Genomic DNA, 21733 nt, shown 5'->3' with positions numbered 1-21733 from the left:
ATAAGGGAGGCTTTTATGGAAAGAGTTTGCATTTTGATGGGACTAAGAAGTTATAGCGGAGTCAAGGATGGAATGTATAAGCATGTGCCTGCACAAGAGCTTGGAGCAAAGGTTCTAAGAGAACTGCGAAAGCGCTGTAAGTTGGAAGATAGTCAAATTAATCTTATAATTGGAGGTAATGCGGTAGGGGGTGGAGGCAATATTACAAGACTTGCAGCCTTGGAAGCGGGAATTTCTGAAACGGTTGCTGCGGTCACAGTTGATTTACAGTGTGGCTCTGCGTTAGAAAGCATTACGATGGCAGCCGCCATGATTGAAAGCAAAGCAGCAGAGGTGGTAGTGGCAGGAGGCTTTGAAAGTTCTTCAACCCAGCCTATTCGTATGTGGAATCCGAACCATCCTGATTATGTGGAAAATAAGTCCTACACTGTAGCAAAATTTATGCCAGGCATACAGGGAGAGCAGGTCATGCTTGAGGGTGCTGAACTGACAGCATTCGAAGAAGGAGTAACAAAAGATGAAATGGACGCATGGATTCTTAGAAGTCATAAAGCAGCTTCGCTGACGGCAGCAAAAGGTATTCTTTCAGATGTGACAGTTTCTGTGAATGGAAGCGTGAAAGACGAAGGAATAAGAGCCGGTATGAGTCAGAGATTGCTTGACCGGCTTCCCTTTATACTGCCAAAAGGAAAGTTGATGACAGCCGCTAATGCATGTATGATGAATGATGGAGCAGCTTTTGTGGTTCTTTGTTCAGATACCTATGCTAGAAAGGTAGGGATGCAGCCAAAAGCGTATTTTCGAAAAGGAGTATTGGTGGGAGGAAATCCTTTGAAAAGTCCGAGAACAGCGGTTTTGGCGGTGGAAAAGCTGATACAGGAAGAGGAGCTTGATTATCGTGAAATTGATGCTTATGAGGTAAATGAGGCTTTTGCTTTAATCGATGTTCTTTTTCATAGAAAGTTTCCGGGAGTAGAAAACAGATACAACATATTTGGAGGAGCGTTGGCATATGGTCATCCTTACGGAGCATCCGGAGCAATGATTCTGATACATTTGCTAAAAGCGCTGGAAATAAACAAGGGAAGATATGGAATCTGTTCTGTGGCAGCAGCAGGAGGGATTGGAAGTGCAATTTTGGTAGAACAAGGAGATAGGTAGTATGGTAATGCAAGGGAAAAAAGATTATCTGGAATTGATGAAACAGATTCCGGCTGAGCAGATAGCCTTAATTCTGGAGAGCCGTCTCTATACGTTTGGGATGCTTGTCAGTAGAGCCGAAAATCTGAGACTTTGCAAGGGTCTTGAAAGCAGTGATGGCCACTATATCTATATCATACAGTCTTTAGACATCGAGGAACAACTTATTAATTTTTTAGCTTGCAGCGGTACCCAGGCGGTACCGGTAATTGTTCCTTGTGATGTGCAGGTGAGTCAGCAGCTTCTTGAAACAAAGGTTCCCAAAGAGGCTTGTATGGCAGTTATGACCTCGGGAACCACAGGACAAAACAAGCTGCTTTTTCGAACCTTGAAAAGTTGGGAAGGATATTTCCACATTCAGAACAAAATATTTGGCATGGGGGATAAAAGCAGCATTTTTATGCATGGAAGTCTGGCGTTTACAGGAAATCTGAATCTTTACTTGGCTCAGCTCATTACCGGTGGTACAGTGATCGCAGAGAAAACCTTTGATCCTAGAAGGTGGAGGGAAGAAATAGAGGCTTACAGAGCGGACGTTATTTACCTGATTCCAACGAAACTTTGTTCGCTAAAGAAAGCATATCATAAGAAAAAGTATTATAACAATTCAGTAAAATCAATAATCTGCGGCTCGCAAAGTCTTGGAGGAAGAGAGGCAGAAGAGCTGAAGCAGGTTTTTAGAAATTCTTCCGTTACATTATATTACGGTGCCAGTGAGTTGAACTATATTACCTATGTAAAGGATTCTCAGATGGGGGAAGACAAAACCTTAATCGGAAAGCCATTTCCAGAGGTGAGAGTATGGGTGGAGAGAGGAAAAATTTGTGTCAATACAATCTATGGGGTGATTGGAACAAAAGCAAAAGAAAGAATTGGAGACTGTGGTCATTTTGATCAAGATGGAATGCTTTATTTTGACGGAAGAGAGGATGGCATCTGTAATGTAAATGGACGTAAGGTGCTGACTGTTAAGATAGAAAATGAATTGGAGAGTATTCCGGGTATTGCACAAGCCGCTGTTAAGGTAGTAAAAAAAAGAGGACATGATATGCTGGCAGCTTGGGTTGTGGCAGAGGAGCAGGGAAAGCCTGACATGTCACAGGTGCGCCAACACCTACAAACAAAACTGCCAAGTTGGGAAGTTCCAAAAGCGGTCTATTTCATGAAAGAACTTCCCCAAAATGAAAGCGGAAAGATTTTAAAAAGAAAATTACAGAGGGTATAATAGAAGCAAAAGATAATTTTTGAGTATAATGCGGTATAAAGAAACGATGAAACGATTCTTTATACCTTTTTCTATTTTGTAGGAAAGACCTTGTTGTGGTAAATAACGAAATAAGATTGACAATGAAAATATGGTATGATAGGATAAAAGCAATAGTAAACCGGTTTCGTAAACTGGTTTAGGAATTTAAAAGGGAAGATGTAATAATGAATATTAATGATATAGCAAAGCTGGCTGGTGTTTCAAAAAGTACAGTTTCAAGGGTAATCAATAATAAACAAGAGGGTATGTCAGAGGAAACCAGAAATAAAATCAGCAAGATTATCGAAGAGGTTGGGTATATTCCAAATAGTATGGCACGCAGCATTACTGTTTCGGAAACAAAAATAATCGGAGTTATCATACCTGATGTAGAAAATCCTTTTTTTTCACAAATTGTAAGAGGTATTGAGGATTATGCGGTCAAGAAAGGATACACTGTATTCTTATGTAATTCTGACTTCAATAGAAAAAAGGAACAGAACTATTTATATTCTTTACTAGAAAAACGAGTGGATGGCATTATTCTGAATACGAGTGGGGAGCTAGACAGCGTAAGACTAAGGGAGCTGCTTTATAAGAGTAAGTTACCGATTATTGTAATGGATAGAAAGACAAATGATTTTATGAATTATCCGGGAGTTTTTATTAACAATGAACAGGCGGCTTATGAAGGGGTATCCTACCTTATTAATAAAGGCAATAAAAATATAGTTTATCTCGGTGGAGAAAAATCTGTATATACCGTTCAAGAACGTTATAAAGGCTATTTAAGAGCAATGGGAAATGCTGGTCTTGGTATTGGTAAAAATTCTATTTCATATGGGAAATTAAGTATCGAATCAGGATATGAAAGAACATGTAAATTATTGGAAGAAAAGGCGGACATAGATGCAATCTTTGCCAGTGCAGATGTTATAGCGATTGGAGCCTTAAAAGCTGCAAGAGAATATCAGATTCAAATACCTGATCAAATAGAAATAATGGGTTTTGATAATATTAATCTTTGCGATATTGTTACCCCAACTTTATCCACTGTGGGTCAGCCGATCTATAAAATCGGAGAAAAGTCGGCTAAGATGCTTATTGATTCCATTCATAATAAAGATAAGGTTTTCGAGGACGTTTATTTGCAGACGAAATTAATCATTAGACAAAGTACTAGGTAGTTAATGAGAGGAGTGAATGTATGAAAAACATTTTAATTATTGGAAGTTTGAATATGGATATTGTAGTAAATATGGAGCGAATGCCAGTAGTTGGTCAAACAGTTCATGGAAACGGGTACTGGATGAATGCAGGTGGAAAAGGAGCCAATCAAGGCTGTGCGGTTGGAAAGCTGGGAGGCAGCATTACAATGCTAGGCTGTGTTGGAGCCGATGAATATGGAGAACAATTAATAGAGAATCTAAAGATGTCAGGGGTTAATACGAAATATATTAAGAAAGTAGACGAAACAACCGGGACCGCATTTATTTTTACAGATTCGGATGCGCATAACAGCATTGTTACAATAAACGGTGCCAATCGATATTGTGACATTAACCTTATTGAAAACAACAAGAAATTAATACAAGACTGTGATTATCTTTTGATGCAGCTAGAGACTCCAAATGATGCAGTATATTATGCAATTGATATCGCCTATGAATATGGGAAAACAATCATCCTTAATCCTGCGCCCGCGCCTATTAATATATCCGATTCTATATTACGTAAAATTGATTTTTTAACTCCAAATGAGACAGAACTTACTACAATCAGTGGTTGTCAGTGTGATAGTGTGAAAGAAATGGTAAGAGCAGGGGAAAAACTAATCGAGCGTGGAGTTAAAAATGTAATTGTTACGGTTGGAGAGCTTGGTGCAATCTGGATTCATAAAGAGGGTTATGAGCTTGTAAAGGGAAAAAAAGTCAATGCAGTTGATACAACAGCCGCAGGAGATTGTTTTAATGGAGCTTTCGCAGTTGAATTGGCAAATGGAGGTTCTGTTTATCATTCCATACAAAAAGCCAATCTGGCTGCATCGATTAGTGTTACCAGAAAGGGCGCTCAGATGTCACTTCCATCTAAAGAAGAATTGGATAAACTAGAGTAGATGCACGATCATCTTCAAACTGAGAACCAAGATTCTTGGATCAGTTATCTCGCAACATATCATGATAAATTTCTTCATCAATTATTTTATAATGAACTCAAATGCAATACTTAAATCAGGTGATTTGCTTGTCTTTTTTCTGCCATAATCGTACGTTTTCTGTATCTGATATTGTTGATATGAATTTAGCAGTATAGGATAAGGTTAATTACTTTATGATAAAATGAATGTATTTTTTATTGGTGATATATCAATTGCTATTATTTTATAAGCAACCTAGATGTATTGCAGAATATCAAGAAAGGAGAGGAGAAAGTCGCATTCAAGAATATTGGATTAGATTATTATAAATTGAGAAAAGAGGGAGAATCGTGAAAAAGAAAGCAAAAAGCAGATGTATTTTTACTAAAATTATAGCAAGAGCAGCAATTTTAATTCTTTTGACGTCAACTGTAAACGTTAATACAGTAAATGCCATGGAGTTAGAAGATAACGAATGTGGATTTAGTGATAAATTACCGGACGATGTAATTTGTAAGGAGCAGGAGGCAGTGGAAATCACGGAGTTAGAGCCTAACAATAATTTTGATAATTCTAAACAACCTGATATAAAAGTGGATATTTCAAATATGCAAGAGCAACAATCATTAACAGGAAGCAATTCAGAGAATGATGGACGTACAACACTAGAAGCTCAAACATCTACTACTTCTAATACAACTGTGATAGCAGGGTCGGTTAATGACTATTTAAGTGCCTCTGGGGATTATAAAATTTATCCTTTAAGCCTTCAATCCGGAATCTATATTCAAGCTCAATTGACACAACCAAACAATGCTCAATTAGATTATGATTTGTATTTATTAGATTCAGATGGCAACATTTTATCTTATTCAGAATATACAACGAATATTAATGGTTCTAAGGGGACGTTGCCAGAGGCGATTGGGTATTTGACATCAGGTGACGCAACGAAAACGTACTATTTATATGTTCATTCAGCCACTGGCGGAAGTATTAGCGAGTCATATCAGTTAGATTATTCTTTTAGTGTGCTTTATGATAAGTGGGAATCCGATGAATATGCAGATCAAAGTTTAGCATTTACATTTGGTTTGGATGGAGCCTTTACAAATTCAAGAAATTTGAGTTCTCCTATAGATAATGATTGGTATGTTATCACAATACCTCAAAGCAGAATCTATAATAAACTACAGATTACGGCTACGACAGATTCTGCGAATACATGTTCTGTTCAAGTATATAAAAATATAGCTTCAAATGGTTATCAGATGCAAATGGTTAATCCAATAGGAAATAACTATTCGGTTGATACCGGAGTATATTATGTAAGGGTTAGTAATGCTAAAATAATGGGAGAATATGATGATTCTGATATACAGAACTATTTATTATCTATAATGCCAATATTAACAGCAAATAGAATAATTATCTCAGAATTAAATGGAACAGAGGGTTCAAGTAGTTATGTTAAATATAGTGGTTATGGGACATATTTACGAACGGGAAGAGGTAAATTAACGATTACTGGTTATGCATATGCATTGGATACGGATACGAATCTTGCATATCTGGCAAAAGGAACGAAAGTGACGGGAAAATACAAAAACCCATCTTGGGAAAGTAACAATACTCCTGATTATGCAACTGTAACAGGTTATGCTGTAACGGATGAATCAAGTCAGTTTAACATAACAATTGAATTACCACCTGCATTGGGTGCTATTTATTATGATACAGGTATTTCATACCACTATTTTGATAAATGTACAGTGGAAGCATATATCAGTGATCAAATAAATATTAAGAATTCAACGTACATTTTTCATCTTAAAAATTCTATTTACCATGGATATTAATATCAGGCAAAACGCTTAATTTATGAAAAAACGCTGCAACTCAGTAAACATAATGAGATGTAGCGTTTTTGTCTGCCCTATAAAGTTGAGATTATTGTGGTCTTACCTGGTATTAATTTTAATCTACGTATTAACTTATTTGGAGCATAGGTCGAACGTATTGTGATGCATCTATGAAAATTGATAGAAAATAAATGACAAGGTAATTGATAGAAAATAAGTGGCGAGGGAATTGGAATCTATTGACAAACCAAGACGATAAGCGTAATATACACTGTGCATATTATGGCAGGAGAAGTAAACTATAATAAAACATATTATATCTGAGATAATTGGTTTTAAATAATTATCCAAAGAACGTCTGGTTTATATACTCATTGGATTTTGTCAATCAATACAATAGCAGGAGGGTATCTATGATTTTGAAAAAGACATCTGTGAAGTGGACAGTTGCAACGCTAATTATCACTTTTTTATTAGCAGGATGTTTCAGTCCTTTAAGTCAGAAAAATACATCAGATGTAGAGAAATCTAAATCTGTTAGTGAACAAACGCAGAATGAATCGGATGGGGTTTCTTCTCAAACAGAAAACGCATCAAGTAATGATCAACCCAAAACAGAAGCAGAAACTAATGCTTTGTCCACAAATGAAACCGAAATTTTGCAGGATTTCAACAATTCTACCCAAAGTGCTTCATCATCCGTTTCAACCACGCAAACCATGGAACAACAGGTTAAACAAAAGCTGTCTGAGATGACTCTGGAAGAAAAAGTAGCGCAAATTTTTGTTATCACTCCTGAAGCGCTAACAGGTTATCAAACAGTAACAGCAGCAGGCGATGTCACCCGTAACGCATTAAAAAATTATCCTGTGGGTGGACTTGTCTACTTTAGCCCGAATATTGAAACTCCAGAGCAATTAAAGGCAATGACAGAAAACACACAAAAATATGCTAAAGAGATTGAGGGAATGCCTTTATTCTTAAGCATTGACGAAGAGGGGGGAACCATTGCTCGTATTGGCAACAATACTAATTTTCAAGTAAAAAGATTCTCAGATATGGCTTCCATCGGAGCAACAAATGAGTTGGAAAAAGCATATGAAGTTGGTGATACGATTGGTGGCTATTTGAAACAATATGGATTAAATCTTGATTTTGCACCGGATGCAGATGTTCTTACTAACCCTGATAATACAGTGATTGAGAATCGATCATTTGGATCGGATGGAAATGCAGTGGCAAAGATGGATTTAGAAGTAGCGAAGGGACTTGATAATCATCAGGTTCTTTCATGTTTTAAGCATTTTCCCGGTCATGGAGCAACACAAGGTGATACACATGAGGGATTCACTTATACAAATAAAACACTTGATGAGTTAAAGGAAAGTGAATTAGTGCCTTTCCAGGCAGCAATTGACAATGATATACCATTTATCATGATATCACACATCTCTGTCCCCAATGTTATTGGTGACAACACACCATCTTCACTTTCAAAGGTAATGATTACTGACATACTCCGGGGAGAAATGGGATATCAGGGAATCATTATAACAGATTCTATGAGTATGGGTGCGATAGTGAACAATTATGGTTCTACTGATGCTGTCATTCAATCGATTCAAGCCGGTGCAGACTTGATTTTAATGCCCAAGGATTTCAAGGCAGCCTATCAAGGAGTATTGGATGCTGTTAATGACAAAACCATTTCAGAGCAACGAATTAATGAATCACTGGAACGTATATTACGAGTAAAATTAGAAATGAGTTATTAAAATCTGAGAAGTTTTATGATTGCCGGATGATAAGTATAAAATTGAAAAAATGTAGAAAAAATAATTGAATTATGGGCGGGAAATGAATACGGAAGTTCTTTAAAAACCATATTAATAGGAGTCAGATTGTCAAAAATCTAACCCTTTTATGTATAAATAGGAGACATAGTATTTGAAGATTTATCAGTTGCACGTATCATAATATAAAGAAATCGTATAAAAATCTTTTTTATTAATGTAATTTGTCTAAATTTAATAGAAAAATTATAGTAAATAGCTAAAAATAGTATAAAATTGATAATGGTCAATGGTAGAAAAAATTTAAAAAATTAAATGTTGACTAAAATAGTCGATATATGTATAATATAATTGGAACTATTAATATAAACATATCATTATAAAAGGAGGTTATTAAAATGTTAGACTTATCAATCAAAGAACAAAAAAAGATTTTAGGTGGTAATTACTATGAACTAATGATTTTTGATTCAAATGGTAATATAGTAAGTACATCTTCATATGGTACTAAGGCACGAGCTGAGCATGCACTTGAAGTGTCTGGTCTTCCAGATGGTTATCATTATCGAATAAGTTTAGTAATAGAAGACTAACATATAATAATTATGCAAGGAGGACATTCAAATGTTAAACTTAACAATAAAAGAACAAAAAGAAATTTTAGGCGGTAAATGGTTAGCTATTGTTTATGATACTCCAAATGGCAAAATGCAACAAAAATTTGATTCAGATGCAAAAGCAAGAGAGTGGGCAAAAAGTCTTACCACTACCGGTGATTGGAAAGTAGTAGAGGTGGCGTAAACAACTTAATAGGTTATGCCTGGAAAGCTGATTTCATTTTGAAATCAGCTTTTCTTACAAAAGTTGAATCAAACAAGCGATTAACTATTACGAAAAACAAGGTGAAAACATGGATATATTAAAAAAATATTATTGTGTAAAACAACATGATATACAAGACTGCGGCCCAGCTTGTATAGCTACAATTGCCAAGCAGTATGGGTTAAAGCTCTCTGTATCAAAAATAAGAGAAGCGGCAGGTACCGACTTAGAAGGAACTTCCGTATACGGAATTATTCAAGCAGCTCAGAAACTAAAATTTAGTACCAAGGCAGTCAGGGTAGAAAAAAAAGAAGAAATATTTGATAATCTTCCAACTCCTCTCATTGCACATGTTATTATAGATGATGCATTGCTTCATTTTGTAGTAGTACATAAAATTACAAAGAACTATATATTAGTCGCTGATCCAGGCAGGGGGATGATGAAATATAAACCAGATGATTTCTTTAAAATTTGGAGTGATGTTTTAATTTTTCTGACTCCAACCGCTATATTTGAAAAAGGTGATGAGACGAAAGGAATTTTTCAAAGATTCTGGGGGCTTATTAAAGTTCAAAAAGGTCTTTTATTAAACATATTTATAGCCTCTCTATTAGTTACTGTTCTAGGAATAGCAGGCTCATTTTATTATAAATTTTTAATAGATGATATATTACCGAATAATCTTGGAGCTAATTTACATTCCATATCAATAGCAATGCTTATACTATTGCTTTTTAAAATAATAACTGAATTTTTTAGAAAAATGCTATTATTGTATATGGCTCAAAACATAGATGTTCCATTACTTCTTGGGTATTATAATCATGTTATTAAACTTCCGATGAATTTTTTTGGTACGAGAAAAGTAGGAGAAATTATCTCAAGATTTAATGACGGTGATAAAATTAGAAACGCTATATCTTCTGTTACATTAACTTTAATGATTGATGTCTTAATGGCAGGTGTGGGTGGAGTGATTCTATATCTTCAGAATGCAAAATTGTTTTTTACATGTTTTGTTCCCATAATTTTATATTTAGTATTAGTATTTGGTTTTAAAAATATAATAAAAAAAGTAAATAGAAGAGTGATGGAAGATAATGCTTCTCTAACCTCTTTTTTAGTTGAATCATTAGAAGGGATAGAAACGGTAAAAGCTTTTAATGGTGAAGGTTTAGTACAGGTGAAGACGGAAAATAATTTTTTAAAGTTTATGAAAAGCTGTTTTAAACATGGATGCACTTATAATGTACAAGAGACATTAATGAATACCGTTAGTGGTGGATTTAGCATATGCTTATTATGGTTTGGGAGTAGTCTTGTGCTAAATGGTGAAGTCAGCATAGGTGAGCTTATTAGCTTTAATGCACTTCTTGCCTATTTTATTCAGCCGATAGGAAGATTAATCAATTTACAGCCACAGCTTCAAGGGGCAATCGTTGCCAGTGACAGATTAGGGGAAATATTAGATTTGGAATTAGAAAAATCGGAGAATGAATGTATCAAGCCAGAAACTCTTGCGGGTTGTATCTCTTTAGAAAATGTGAATTTTGCATACGGTGTGAGGGATAATGTTTTAAACGACATAAATATTCATATAAGCAATGGAGAAAGAATTGCTTTAGTAGGAGAAAGCGGATCAGGAAAAACAACGATAGCTAAGCTTTTAATGGGATTTTATGAAGTAAAGCAAGGTAAAATAATTATAAATAATTATGAGATAAATGAGATAGATAAAGAAATTTTAAGAAGTAAGGTAAGCTACATTTCGCAGGACTCCTTTTTCTTTTCAAGTACCATAAAAGAAAATTTAGAGTTTGCAAGAGAGGGCATCACTTATGAAGAGATGGTTGATGCTTGCAAAAAAGCTCAGATACATGACTATATAGAAAGTTTGCCATTAAGATATAAAACTCCTTTGGAGGAAAAGGGATCAAACCTATCAGGTGGACAAAGACAGCGATTATCTATCGCAAGAGCACTACTAAAGAATCCAGAAATACTTATCATGGATGAAGCAACATCGAATCTTGATTCTATAACTGAAAGAGCAATACAAAGAACGTTAGATGAATGCACAAGGAATGTTACTACAATCATAATCGCACATCGATTAAGCACGATTAAAAAATGTCAAAAGATTTATGTTATGGACAAGGGCAGAATAATTGAAGAAGGTGACCATAAAAAACTTTTGTATAAAAAAGGATATTATTACAATCTATGGGCAGAACAAACATTAGATAGTGAAGAACATAAAATAGTATCCAATAACGAATAGGAGGAAGCTATAGTGAGATATAAGATTGAAAACCTGGAAGATTTAACAGATGCTAAAAGTTTTGTGAATGGCTACTTAGCATCATGTTCCTATAAATTTTTAAAATATATCGTTTATATTATTGCGGCCATTTTAATTAGTATCGTAACATGGTCTTTGTATGCAGAAAAAGAGGTCGCAATCACTGCTTCTGGTGAAATAGACAGAAATCTTAATATATGTAAGATATATATTGAAAATACTAGTATAGGCAGCATCAAAGAAAATGATGATGTTCGTATAGAAATAATATCATTATCAAGAAGTGTTTATGGTGTGATAAATTCGACAATAGATAGTATTAGTCATGATGTAGTAGTAGATCAAAACAGTGGCATGAAATACTATACAGCATCTTGTATCCTTGATTGTAACGTACTTACTGACAAAAAAGGAAATATTGTAGAGATAAAAAATGGAATGGAAGCTAAAGTTAGTATAATTAGTTATAAGACAACCTATTTCAACTACATATTGGAAAAAGTAATATGATTTCATTATTGCTTCTTTATTGAAATTTAGTTGATAATATATTAGTTTTATTTCAGAGATAATACTTTGTTGTTCTAAAATTTTGTAAAGTATTACTCAATGAAAACTAATAAAATCAAATAGTATACCGATATATTTATTAATTCTATCAGTAATTTGGAGGTATTTAGAGATTGCTTAAAATAGCTATATGTAATGATGAAATATTTCATATAAAAAAAATAAAATATCAGTTAGATGATTTATTATTTCATTATAATATAAATGATTGTGAGATTAAGACATATGATTCGTTAACTAAATTTTGCAGTCTGGACTTAGAGGTATGTCAATATCAGGTTGTATTTTTTTATATTGATAGACCGGATATTAATTTTTTAGAAGTAACAAGAAAAATGAGAGAACTTAATAAGGAAGCATTTTTGGTAGTTGTATCAGAATTTATTTATTATGCAATTGAAGGATATAAAGTAAATGCTTTTCGATTTATATTGAAAGACAAGATTCATGATATGTTACCAGAGTGTTTAGAATCTATTATTCAAAAACTTGAAATTAGTAATTTAAAAGTAAAGTTTGATTTTCTGGAAGGAGAAACAGTGATATTAAGAGATCATATCATTTATATAGAAAGTAAAAAACATAAAGTGATATTTCATTTACTATTAAAAAGTGAGGTTACATATTCCTTGTATGATAAACTAGACCATATAGAAGAAATTTTAGATAGAAATAAGTTTATGCGAATTCATAAAAGTTTTCTAGTAAATCAGAAATATATTAGCAGTATTATTAGATATAAAGTTCAGTTAAGGACAGGAGAGTTTTTGCCAGTTCCGAGACAAAAATATAAACTGGTTGAAGATAAATATTATGAAATAAAATAGAATAATTTTTATAGTTATTATAGTATATATACTAATTATAGCATGTTTTTTTTTGCTCTTAAATGACGAATTATGTAGACGATATATAAATATAGAATTTTAAATGATATAATTAAAAGCAAAAGATAATTATATTTGACTGATGAAAATGAGATAGAAATAAAATATGCAATTTAAGAATTTAACTATTAAATGTATTGATATATAGACGCATATTAAATTTTGGCCGTATATATTAATGGGAGCTATTTATGAATGATAAAGAAGCAGTAAAAAAATTATTAAATTTGCTTAAAGATTATAAAAAAGCAATCATATCGATTATCTTGTGTTTGCTGATATCTACAATATTTAATATGTGTATACCTTTATTAAGTAAGAGTATAATGGATAAAGGTTTTATTGGAAGAGATCAGCAATTACTTGTAAAATTAGTGGTATTATCAGCTACTTTGTATGTAGCTAATTTGATCATTGATGTTTTTAAGGAGAAACAAAGGATTAGTATAGCAGCAAAAATAGAATATATGCTTAGCAAACAAGCCTTTTCACACTTATTGAAAATGAAGATAGATTATTTTGGAAACTTCAATTATGCTGAAATCTTGAATAGCATTAATACGGATATTAGCAAAATGACTTCCATTACTGATAAAGGAATGTTTTTTGTAGTAACACAAATGTTCTGCATAGCAGGGGGAATTATAGGTCTTTTTTTAATAAATTTTAAAATGACTTTAATAGTGCTTCTTATGATTCCGGTAAAATATTATTCGATGAAGTATTTTGCAAAAAAAAGAAAAACTTTAATGGATGTCTATATAGAAAAAAGTAGAGATTATGCTAAATGGTTTGGAGATTCAATTGGTGGAATACGTGAAGTAAAACTTTTTGGAATATATGAGAATAAATACAGTGAATTTAAAGAAAAGAAAAAGTTTGTAGTTTCAGAAGAAAAAGAATTGAATATGTTGGATCAATGGAATTCAACGATAGATGTACTGATAATTCAATTCTTAACTATGATTATATATATAATTGGAGCCAATATGGTATTTAAATTTCAACTCACGGTAGGAAGCGTGTTTGCTTTTATAACTTATAGTACATATGTGACAGAGCCAATCTCAAGTATATTAAATATAGGATATCTATTATCAGGTGTAATTCCATCTACAAAGCGTTTTTATGAATTTATGATATTAGAAGAAGAAATTGAAAATATAAATGTCAACGATAATCCAGATAGCGGAGATTTAGTAATCCAAAATGTTACTTTTTCTTATGAAAAAAGTAAAGTGGTATTAGATAATATAAATATTGTATTTCCAGAAGGAAGTAAAACAGCATTAATTGGAAGAAATGGATGTGGAAAAACTACAATTATAAATTTAATTAACAAGATGTATGAGCCAAATCAAGGAAAAATACTGTTAAATGGCCAGGATATATCTACTTATTCTCTTAAAAAATATAGAAACCTGATAGCTGTAGTAAGTCAGCAGGTTTATTTATTTAATAACACGATACGTAATAATATTGCACTATATAAGCGAATCACTGAGGCTGAGATAATGAGAGCTGTTAAGGATAGTGGATTGGAAAGTTTTGTAAAAGAAGTATCTTTGGATTATAACGTAGGTGAAAATGGAATACTGCTTTCGGGAGGACAGAAACAAAAAATAGCAATGGCAAGAGCTTTGATTCATAATAAACCAATTATTATATTGGATGAGGCAACTTCTAATGCAGATATATTTTCTGAAATGCAAATAAATAATTTACTATATTCTGGACTAAAAAATAGAACTGTTATCTTAGTTACACATAAACAAGATGTTTTAAAGAAAGTGGAACGAATTGTTTTTATGCAGTCAGGAAAGGATGTGGAAATAGGGGATTATGAAAGCTTATATAAAAATAATAAAATGTTTAACAGTATGATAGTTAAAATTTAAAGTGTTATTGCCAGTTAACAATTTATTTACTTAAAAAAATTTAGTTTTTATAAAGGAGAGCCTATGAATATTAATAGTATCAACAAAACAGTTAGTAATATAGCAGGAGAAAAACCATATAAAAAGGAAATGTCCAATTTTAAAAATAAATTAGACGCTATAATCAATAATGACTCAAAACTAGATACATATATACAAGAAAATATGGAAAATGAATTAGACAGTAGTATAACGTATAGTAAGGCAGATAGTACTATACCAATTCTAAACATGAATTCAAAAAGTAAAACCTTAAATATTAATGAAGATAATCAAGATAATTCTAATTTGGGTGTAAGTTCGTCTGTTAGTAAGGAAACTGCTGATGAAATTACTGAAAAGTTGGGGAATAAAGAATTTTGGAATAAAATATTTGAAGATTTAGAAAAAGATGATATTAACAGTTTAAAAAAGTCGGATAAAGCGAAAACAAATACTGATTCTGAAATAGTAGTTAAAGCAGATGGATCCAGAGTTCTTGTAATTACTACTAGTATGGGGGGAATGGAAGTGACAATGAGTTTGGAACTATCGAAACCAACAGAGACTCTTGTTGACGATCAGGGAAGAAATCACGGATTAAATAAAGCCGAAGAAAGCTCTGCAGATAATATTAGTTCAGACGATTCTCTTTCAAATGAAACGGAGGGAATGATAAACAATATAGCGGATATCGCCAGTCGCGCATAAGTATATACACAAAGAAATCTTTGTTAAGTATATAAATATTGAATACAAAGGAGGGATGTATAATGAAAAAACTTGGAAAAAGAACAACTGGGAGCTTTGACATCAGCACAACATATGGCAGTTGTTATTGCTTCAGCAAAAGCATGTATTATTATTGGGGAGAAAGACTTGAAAATAATATGTGAGTAAGATGGGTCATAATCATCTTAAACCAAGGCTATTGCTTAAAGCAATAGCCTTTTGACAAGGAGGAAATAGTATGAATGATAGTCCGTTTATACATTTATTTAACGTAGCAGATGAATATTTTCTTTATGATGTAAATAAAAATAATATTTTACAAATAGATTTTTTGTTATTTAAATACTTTGTGAATAAAAATTCAAAAGAAATGGATAAAAGTATATATTCGAGCATAGAACGATTAAAAAAAAGAGGATATTTATCTTGTAACAAAATTGAAAAAATAGAACATCCAATGAGCAAAATAATACAGAGCTATCTAACAAGTAAACTACAATCAATTTGTTTGCAAGTCACACAGGATTGTAACTTACGCTGTGAATATTGTGTATATTCAGGAAATTATTTGAATAGGTCTCATGATAAAAAAATAATGAGTTTAGAGACGGCTCAAAATGCAATAGATTTTTTGATTCAAAATAGTTCAGAATCAGATAGGGTTTGTATAGGCTTTTATGGTGGTGAACCTTTATTGAATTTCGATGTAATAAAAGATACTGTTTTATATGCTTTAGAAAAATATCCAGGTAAAAACTACTATTTTACATTAACTACGAATGGAACAGTTTTTAATGAGAACTATTTAAGCTTTTTAGAAGAACATAAATTTTCTATAACAATAAGTATTGACGGAGATCAGAAAATACATGATATGAATCGAAAATTTAAAGATAGTGATAAGGGCTCATTTTATACTATTATGAAAAATATTGAAAGGATAAAAGAAAGCTATCCTAATTTGGCTAAAAGAATGATGTTTAGTGTTGTTCTTTCTGTCTCGTCAGATTTTATGGGCTGCAATGAATTTTTCACAAATACAAATATACTAAAAGAAACAGAATTATCGGTTTCTACTGTTAGCAACCGATACAAGGATGGAGAACATAATGTTCAAAAAGAAAATAATATTATTTCTCAGCGCTACGAATTGTTTAAATGTATTTTAATTCTTATTGGAAAATTAGATGAGAGCTGTTGCTCAAAAATGGTTAAAAATTATTATTATAAATTAAGAGAACATTATAAGCAATTCTACATAACTGAAAATGGTGTAAAACCTATATCACATCCATCTGGGCCATGTATTCCGGGAGCATTTCGCTTGTTTGTCAATGTAGACGGTAATTTTTTTCCTTGTGAGAAAGTAAGTGAAATATCTTCAGTTTCAAAGATTGGAGATTTAAAAAATGGATTTTTTTATCAAAATATTAATACAATATTAAATATAGGCAAGCTAGGAGATGATATGTGTAAAGAGTGTTGGGCATACAGATATTGTAAAGTATGTGTTGCTTCTGTTGATAATCTGACAAATTTGTCAATTGAAAAGAAAAAAGATTGTTGTAAACGTATTAAAAAAGAAGTTGAAATGATGATGAAAGAATACTGCTTTGTTAGCAAATACAATGCAATAGAGGAGGGCAACTAATGAATAATAGAACGACATTGTTGTTTGCTGATCGTGAGACAATAGCATTAATGCGATATAAAAGTAAATTAGTAAATAATATGGATTTAAGTAATGCAGTTGTACTAACTGGGTGGGGAACGAAAAACCTATCAGATATAGATTATAGAGAAAATGATAATTCAATTCGTTTTTATAATTCTGAAGATATATTTAATATTGGTACTTTAATAATAAGTGAGCCGTATAGGTATTGCATATTAGAAAGTAATATTTTACCTTTTTTAGAAAATAATAAAAAAACTATTGAAAAAATTTTTTGCTATTGGGATAGTCAGTCAAAAACAATAGAAACATTTTGCAAAAAATATAAAATAGAATTTTATAATAATGAAAATGAGAAAGTAATAATAGAAAATAAGAATAAAAATTTGTATCAGTTAAGAGTTCCTATTGTATATATTTCAAGTATATCAGAAATGTCAGATAAATTTTTGTGTCAAATGGAAATGTTTAATTATTTTAAAGAAAAGGGTTATAACGTACAATTAGTTGGAACAAAATCATATAGCAAGTTGCTAGGTATCAAAAGCTTTCCGTCATTTATGATTGAAAATTATTTTTCCAATACCGAAAAAATCATTGCTTTTAATCATTATTTGAAATATATAGAGGACATAGATAATCCGGATTTAATTATAATTGGTATACCGGGTGGAATAAACGGATTTATAAATGAAGTACCTGGTTATTTTGATGATTTACAATATTTAGTATCAAGAGCGACAAAGCCAGATATTACAATAATATGTGGATTATATAATGAAGTTCAAGAAGCCGAAAAATTATCTAGCATTATAGAGAATAAATATGGATGGAGATTAGATGGAGTTTTTATAAATAATATGTTGTTTGATTTACAATTATCCAAAATCTATGATAAAAAAGAATATGTCAAAATAAACAACGAGGTAGTGCAACAAAAAATTATAGAAGCAAATCAAAATAAAATTACTTCTTTTTATTCATATGAAAATTTAAATAAGTTATATGAAAGTATAGAAGATAAACTAATAAGTTATGGGAATGAAAATTTGATTTAGGAGACCAAAAATGCAGGAAGAAATTAAAGAAAAAGTATTAGATATAGTTAGTAAAAAATTTAATAAAACGATAAAGGATTGTAACGAACCTTTATTAGGGCATAATATTAATTTTACTCCGGTAGAGTTGGCTATTTTTCTAAAAGAATTAGAAAAAGATTTTACTATATATTTTCAGCAGGAAGATATTATACTTGGAAGATTTACAGATATTGAAAACATTGTGTTGCTTATACAAAAAGAACGTGAAAAGTCTTGATGTTGGTTTTTTGAGATAAACTTAGAACATGTCTTTTGATGCTACGATAACAAAATTAGATAGACAGTGGCTTCAACTGTCCGATACATATATAAGAAATGGATTAAAAAGGGCAAGAATCATGAAAAAATGTAGTGAAATAATTGGTATAATCGTTGGTCAGGAGGTGGATTGTAATTGAATAAGAGGAAAAATGTCAGTGAGGTGATCTGTTTTATAGAGGAGCATCTTACTGAAAAACTAGATTTGGATATTGTAGCAAGAGGAGTCCATTATTCAAAATACTATTTGCATCGTATATTCACGAATACGGTAGGACTAACCATTCATGATTATGTACAGCGAAGACAATTGACGGAAGCTGCAAAGCTTTTGGTGTTTTCGGAAAAACCTATTCTGGATATTGCCCTAGAGGCAGGCTACGAGAGTCAGCAGGCCTTTACGGATAGCTTTAAGTTAATGTATAAGCAACCCCCGAATCAATTTAGAAGAAATGAGGTGTTTTATCCATTGCAGCTTAAATTTGAAATCAATGAGCATTTGGATTTATTGAATAACAAGAAGGTCAACTTAAAGCCAGAGATTTGCTTGGCAACAAAAGAAGACATTCCTCTGTGGATGGAGTTGGTACAGCACGTAATTGACGGGTTTCCTAATTTAGAAGAGAAGAAGCATATGCAGGTACTAAAACGCTATATCGATGAGAAACAGGCATTTATTATGAAAGATGAAACAGTTGCCATTGGTATAATGATGCTGTCGCATCAGACCGGAAGTATTGATTTTTTGGGCATCCATCCACTTTTTAGAAATCAGGGGTATACTAGAGAGTTTTTAGACAAGGCAATCCGTGAGATACTTAATAAAAGGCAAATCAGTATCACTACCTTTCGAGAGGGAGACAAGGCCGATACTGGATATCGTAAGGCTCTTAAGGAGCTGGGGTTTGCAGAAGCTGAGCTGTTAACGGAGTTTGGATATCCGACGCAGCGGATGATATTGTCTAAGGAGGGGTAATATGATCCAAGAAAAGACGATCAGTAAAAATGAAATTAAAAAGCAAAAGGTCACTAGTGAAGCTTCTTTTCCTGACGAAGCTTTTCATTTAGTGGATATTAATGGAAAGCTTGAGGATGCCATTCAAAAAGCGAATGTTTCCGTTGAAAAATATGATGGTGATTATAAAAAAACTAAGTTATATATGGTCGAAAACCGTGGTGAGATTGACCCGCATGAAATGTTTCAAAATGAATTACTGTTAAAGCAGATAGACCAGATAGGAGCATTTTCTGTAACCATATTAGATAAGCTAATGAAATTGCAGGATTCTCCTTATTTTGCAAGAATTGATTTTAGAGAAGAAAATGAAAAGCAGGCTATGGCTACCTATATAGGTAAATTTTCCTTTACATATGACAATGAATTACTTATATCAGATTGGCGCTCACCGGTAGCAAGTATGTTTTATGATTTTGATGTGGGACCTGCCTCATATGATGCTCCCATAGGAAAAGTCAGCGGGAGTTTAAAGAGAAAACGTCAATTTAAGATAAAAAACGGTGAGCTAAATTATGTATTGGAAAGCTCAACGAATATTCAGGATGATATATTACAGCAGGAGTTAAGCCATACATCTGATGAAAAGATGAAATCTATTATTACAACAATACAAAAGGAACAAAATCTGATTATAAGAAATGAAAATGCTCAAACTCTGATTATACAAGGAGTTGCAGGATCTGGTAAGACTTCGGTTGCATTGCATCGTATCGCTTTTCTCCTATATAGATTCAAGGATCGGCTTTCGGCACAAAATATTGTAATACTGTCACCCAACAAGGTATTTGGTGATTATATTTCAAATGTCTTGCCAGAGCTTGGAGAGGAACCTATCTATGAATTAAGCTTTAGCGATATTGCAAGAGTACAGCTTGAGGGAGTGATTGACTTTGAAGAAGAAAAAAATCCCCTTGAAACAAATGACAAACAATGGGTAAAACGAGCTTGCTATAAAACAACTCTAGAGTTTGTACAGACTATGGACAGCTATTTGGAGCAGGTTAATGAAACAATTTTTGAAGCAACAGATTTTAGCGTAAAAGAATTTTTTGTTGCTAAAGAATGGATAGAAAAGCGCTTTCATAGCTGTAAGGATTATCCGATAAAGCAAAGACTTCAAATTATTGCTGACAACATATATCATCGTTTGGAAGCAGACAATCCAATGGATGAGCCGGTTCCTAAGCCCAAAACGGTACTAAAAAGTCTTAACTCAATGCTGCAGATAAAGAGTACATTAGCTCTTTATAAGGATTTCTATATACGAATGGGTATTAAAGATCTGTTCGTAATGCCGGCAAAGAATACACTGGAATGGTCGGATGTATATCCCTTTCTATATTTTCATGCAAGGCTTCAAGGCCTTAAGCAAAGCAAATTAATTCGTCACCTTGTAGTAGATGAAATGCAGGATTATACACCAATTCAATATGCTGTTCTCAATATTATATTTGCATGTCCTAAAACTATTTTAGGTGATTATGGGCAGCTTATTAATCCAAATCATCAGCATACACTAAAACAGCTTTGTCAAATTTATCATGGAGCTGAGTTGATTCTGTTAAACAAAAGCTATCGTTCTACCTATGAAATCATCAATTTTGCTAAGCAGGTTCAAAACGACAGCAGTATTGATGTGATTGAACGTCATGGAGAAAAGCCAAGTATATTTTATTGCCAAACGAAACAAGAGGAAACGAAGCAAATAAAAAAGCAGATTAAGTCCTTTAAACAGAGTAAATATGCTACACTTGGTATTATTCTTAAAACAAATGACAATGCAAAAATGCTCTACGATGAATTGTCAAAGGATTATGAGGTTTCTCTTATCACACCGGACAGTACAGCCTTTCAAAATGGAATTATTATTACCTCTATACAAATGTCAAAAGGTTTGGAATTTGATGAGGTTCTGATTGTTTCCGTCAATCAAAACGAATATCATACAAGCTTTGACCGAAGTCTCTTATATATTGCCTGCACGCGAGCGATGCATTTATTGAATCTTACTTGTGTAGGAGAGCCTTCTTCATTACTTCCTGATTCCATGTAGTGTTGGGATGTTCCTTACCCCATCAAATACAATAATAAGCGTTATGAACAGAAAAATATAATCTGATTCATAACGCTATCTTTATGTAATAGTAATAGGAAATTGCGTCCTATTACATAAAAATGCTCCGCAGGATGCGCACGCAATGCAAGTGGAAAA

The 21733-nt window shown here is 32.5% G+C and carries 19 protein-coding genes; all 19 read left to right on the top strand.

The genetic code is table 11. The features are described from left to right. Positions 1-15: 15 nt before the first annotated feature. The 19 genes from C8E03_RS17160 to C8E03_RS17080 all read left to right on the top strand — a co-directional run bounded on the left by C8E03_RS17160 (position 16) and on the right by C8E03_RS17080 (position 21574). Complete coding sequence (locus tag C8E03_RS17160; RefSeq protein ID WP_094378422.1) at positions 16-1161, top strand: thiolase family protein; 1146 nt, start codon at positions 16-18, stop codon at positions 1159-1161. Between the two features lies 1 nt (position 1162). Beyond that, positions 1163-2425 carry an AMP-binding protein gene (locus C8E03_RS17155; RefSeq protein ID WP_094378421.1) on the top strand — a complete coding sequence of 421 codons (1263 nt, stop codon included), beginning with the start codon at positions 1163-1165 and terminating at the stop codon, positions 2423-2425. 206 nt (positions 2426-2631) lie between these two features. Then, on the top strand, positions 2632-3633 hold the full coding sequence (locus tag C8E03_RS17150) for a LacI family DNA-binding transcriptional regulator (RefSeq protein ID WP_094378420.1): 1002 nt from the start codon (positions 2632-2634) through the stop codon (positions 3631-3633). 20 nt (positions 3634-3653) lie between these two features. Further along, the gene (gene rbsK / locus C8E03_RS17145; RefSeq protein WP_110291687.1) at positions 3654-4562 is read left to right on the top strand and encodes a ribokinase; all 909 of its coding nucleotides are present in this window, start codon (positions 3654-3656) and stop codon (positions 4560-4562) included. A gap of 371 nt (positions 4563-4933) precedes the next feature. Further along, positions 4934-6442, top strand: a complete 1509-nt coding sequence (locus C8E03_RS17140) for a hypothetical protein (protein WP_110291686.1) — start codon at positions 4934-4936, stop codon at positions 6440-6442. 416 nt (positions 6443-6858) lie between these two features. Continuing rightward, positions 6859-8220, top strand: a complete 1362-nt coding sequence (locus C8E03_RS17135; protein ID WP_110291685.1) for a glycoside hydrolase family 3 protein — start codon at positions 6859-6861, stop codon at positions 8218-8220. Positions 8221-8636: 416 nt separating this feature from the next. Beyond that, positions 8637-8831, top strand: coding sequence for a hypothetical protein (locus tag C8E03_RS17130; RefSeq protein WP_094378416.1), 195 nt, complete (start codon positions 8637-8639; stop codon positions 8829-8831). Positions 8832-8862: 31 nt separating this feature from the next. Then, the gene (locus C8E03_RS22065) at positions 8863-9039 is read left to right on the top strand and encodes a hypothetical protein (RefSeq protein WP_170123043.1); all 177 of its coding nucleotides are present in this window, start codon (positions 8863-8865) and stop codon (positions 9037-9039) included. A 109-nt stretch (positions 9040-9148) separates the two neighbouring features. Further along, a complete protein-coding gene (locus C8E03_RS17125) occupies positions 9149-11344 on the top strand; it encodes a peptidase domain-containing ABC transporter (protein WP_110291684.1) in 2196 nt (731 codons plus the stop codon). Between the two features lie 12 nt (positions 11345-11356). Continuing rightward, positions 11357-11875: a hypothetical protein gene (locus C8E03_RS17120; RefSeq protein WP_094378414.1), complete on the top strand. Its 519-nt coding sequence runs from the start codon at positions 11357-11359 to the stop codon at positions 11873-11875. Between the two features lie 173 nt (positions 11876-12048). Then, positions 12049-12762, top strand: coding sequence for a LytR/AlgR family response regulator transcription factor (locus C8E03_RS17115; RefSeq protein ID WP_110291683.1), 714 nt, complete (start codon positions 12049-12051; stop codon positions 12760-12762). 251 nt (positions 12763-13013) lie between these two features. Then, on the top strand, positions 13014-14720 hold the full coding sequence (locus tag C8E03_RS17110) for an ABC transporter ATP-binding protein (protein ID WP_094378412.1): 1707 nt from the start codon (positions 13014-13016) through the stop codon (positions 14718-14720). 63 nt (positions 14721-14783) lie between these two features. Beyond that, positions 14784-15449 carry a hypothetical protein gene (locus tag C8E03_RS17105; RefSeq protein ID WP_094378411.1) on the top strand — a complete coding sequence of 222 codons (666 nt, stop codon included), beginning with the start codon at positions 14784-14786 and terminating at the stop codon, positions 15447-15449. A gap of 62 nt (positions 15450-15511) precedes the next feature. Then, positions 15512-15634 carry a hypothetical protein gene (locus C8E03_RS22630; RefSeq protein ID WP_278321197.1) on the top strand — a complete coding sequence of 41 codons (123 nt, stop codon included), beginning with the start codon at positions 15512-15514 and terminating at the stop codon, positions 15632-15634. A gap of 74 nt (positions 15635-15708) precedes the next feature. Continuing rightward, entirely contained in the window at positions 15709-17121 is a 1413-nt protein-coding gene (ccpM, locus tag C8E03_RS17100) for a Cys-rich peptide radical SAM maturase CcpM (RefSeq protein ID WP_110291682.1), read from the top strand. After that, entirely contained in the window at positions 17121-18203 is a 1083-nt protein-coding gene (locus C8E03_RS17095) for a TIGR04066 family peptide maturation system protein (protein WP_094378409.1), read from the top strand. Before ccpM ends, C8E03_RS17095 begins: the two co-directional genes overlap by 1 nt. Positions 18204-18213: 10 nt before the next feature. Next, positions 18214-18462 carry a hypothetical protein gene (locus C8E03_RS17090; protein ID WP_094378408.1) on the top strand — a complete coding sequence of 83 codons (249 nt, stop codon included), beginning with the start codon at positions 18214-18216 and terminating at the stop codon, positions 18460-18462. Between the two features lie 177 nt (positions 18463-18639). Beyond that, positions 18640-19479 carry a GNAT family N-acetyltransferase gene (locus tag C8E03_RS17085; protein ID WP_094378407.1) on the top strand — a complete coding sequence of 280 codons (840 nt, stop codon included), beginning with the start codon at positions 18640-18642 and terminating at the stop codon, positions 19477-19479. Between the two features lies 1 nt (position 19480). Further along, positions 19481-21574, top strand: coding sequence for a HelD family protein (locus C8E03_RS17080; protein ID WP_110291681.1), 2094 nt, complete (start codon positions 19481-19483; stop codon positions 21572-21574). Positions 21575-21733 lie beyond the last annotated feature (159 nt).

It is taken from the genome of Lachnotalea glycerini, assembly GCF_003201285.1.
Lineage (GTDB): Bacteria > Bacillota > Clostridia > Lachnospirales > Lachnospiraceae > Lachnotalea > Lachnotalea glycerini.
This window is presented reverse-complemented; position numbering and strand designations above follow the sequence as displayed.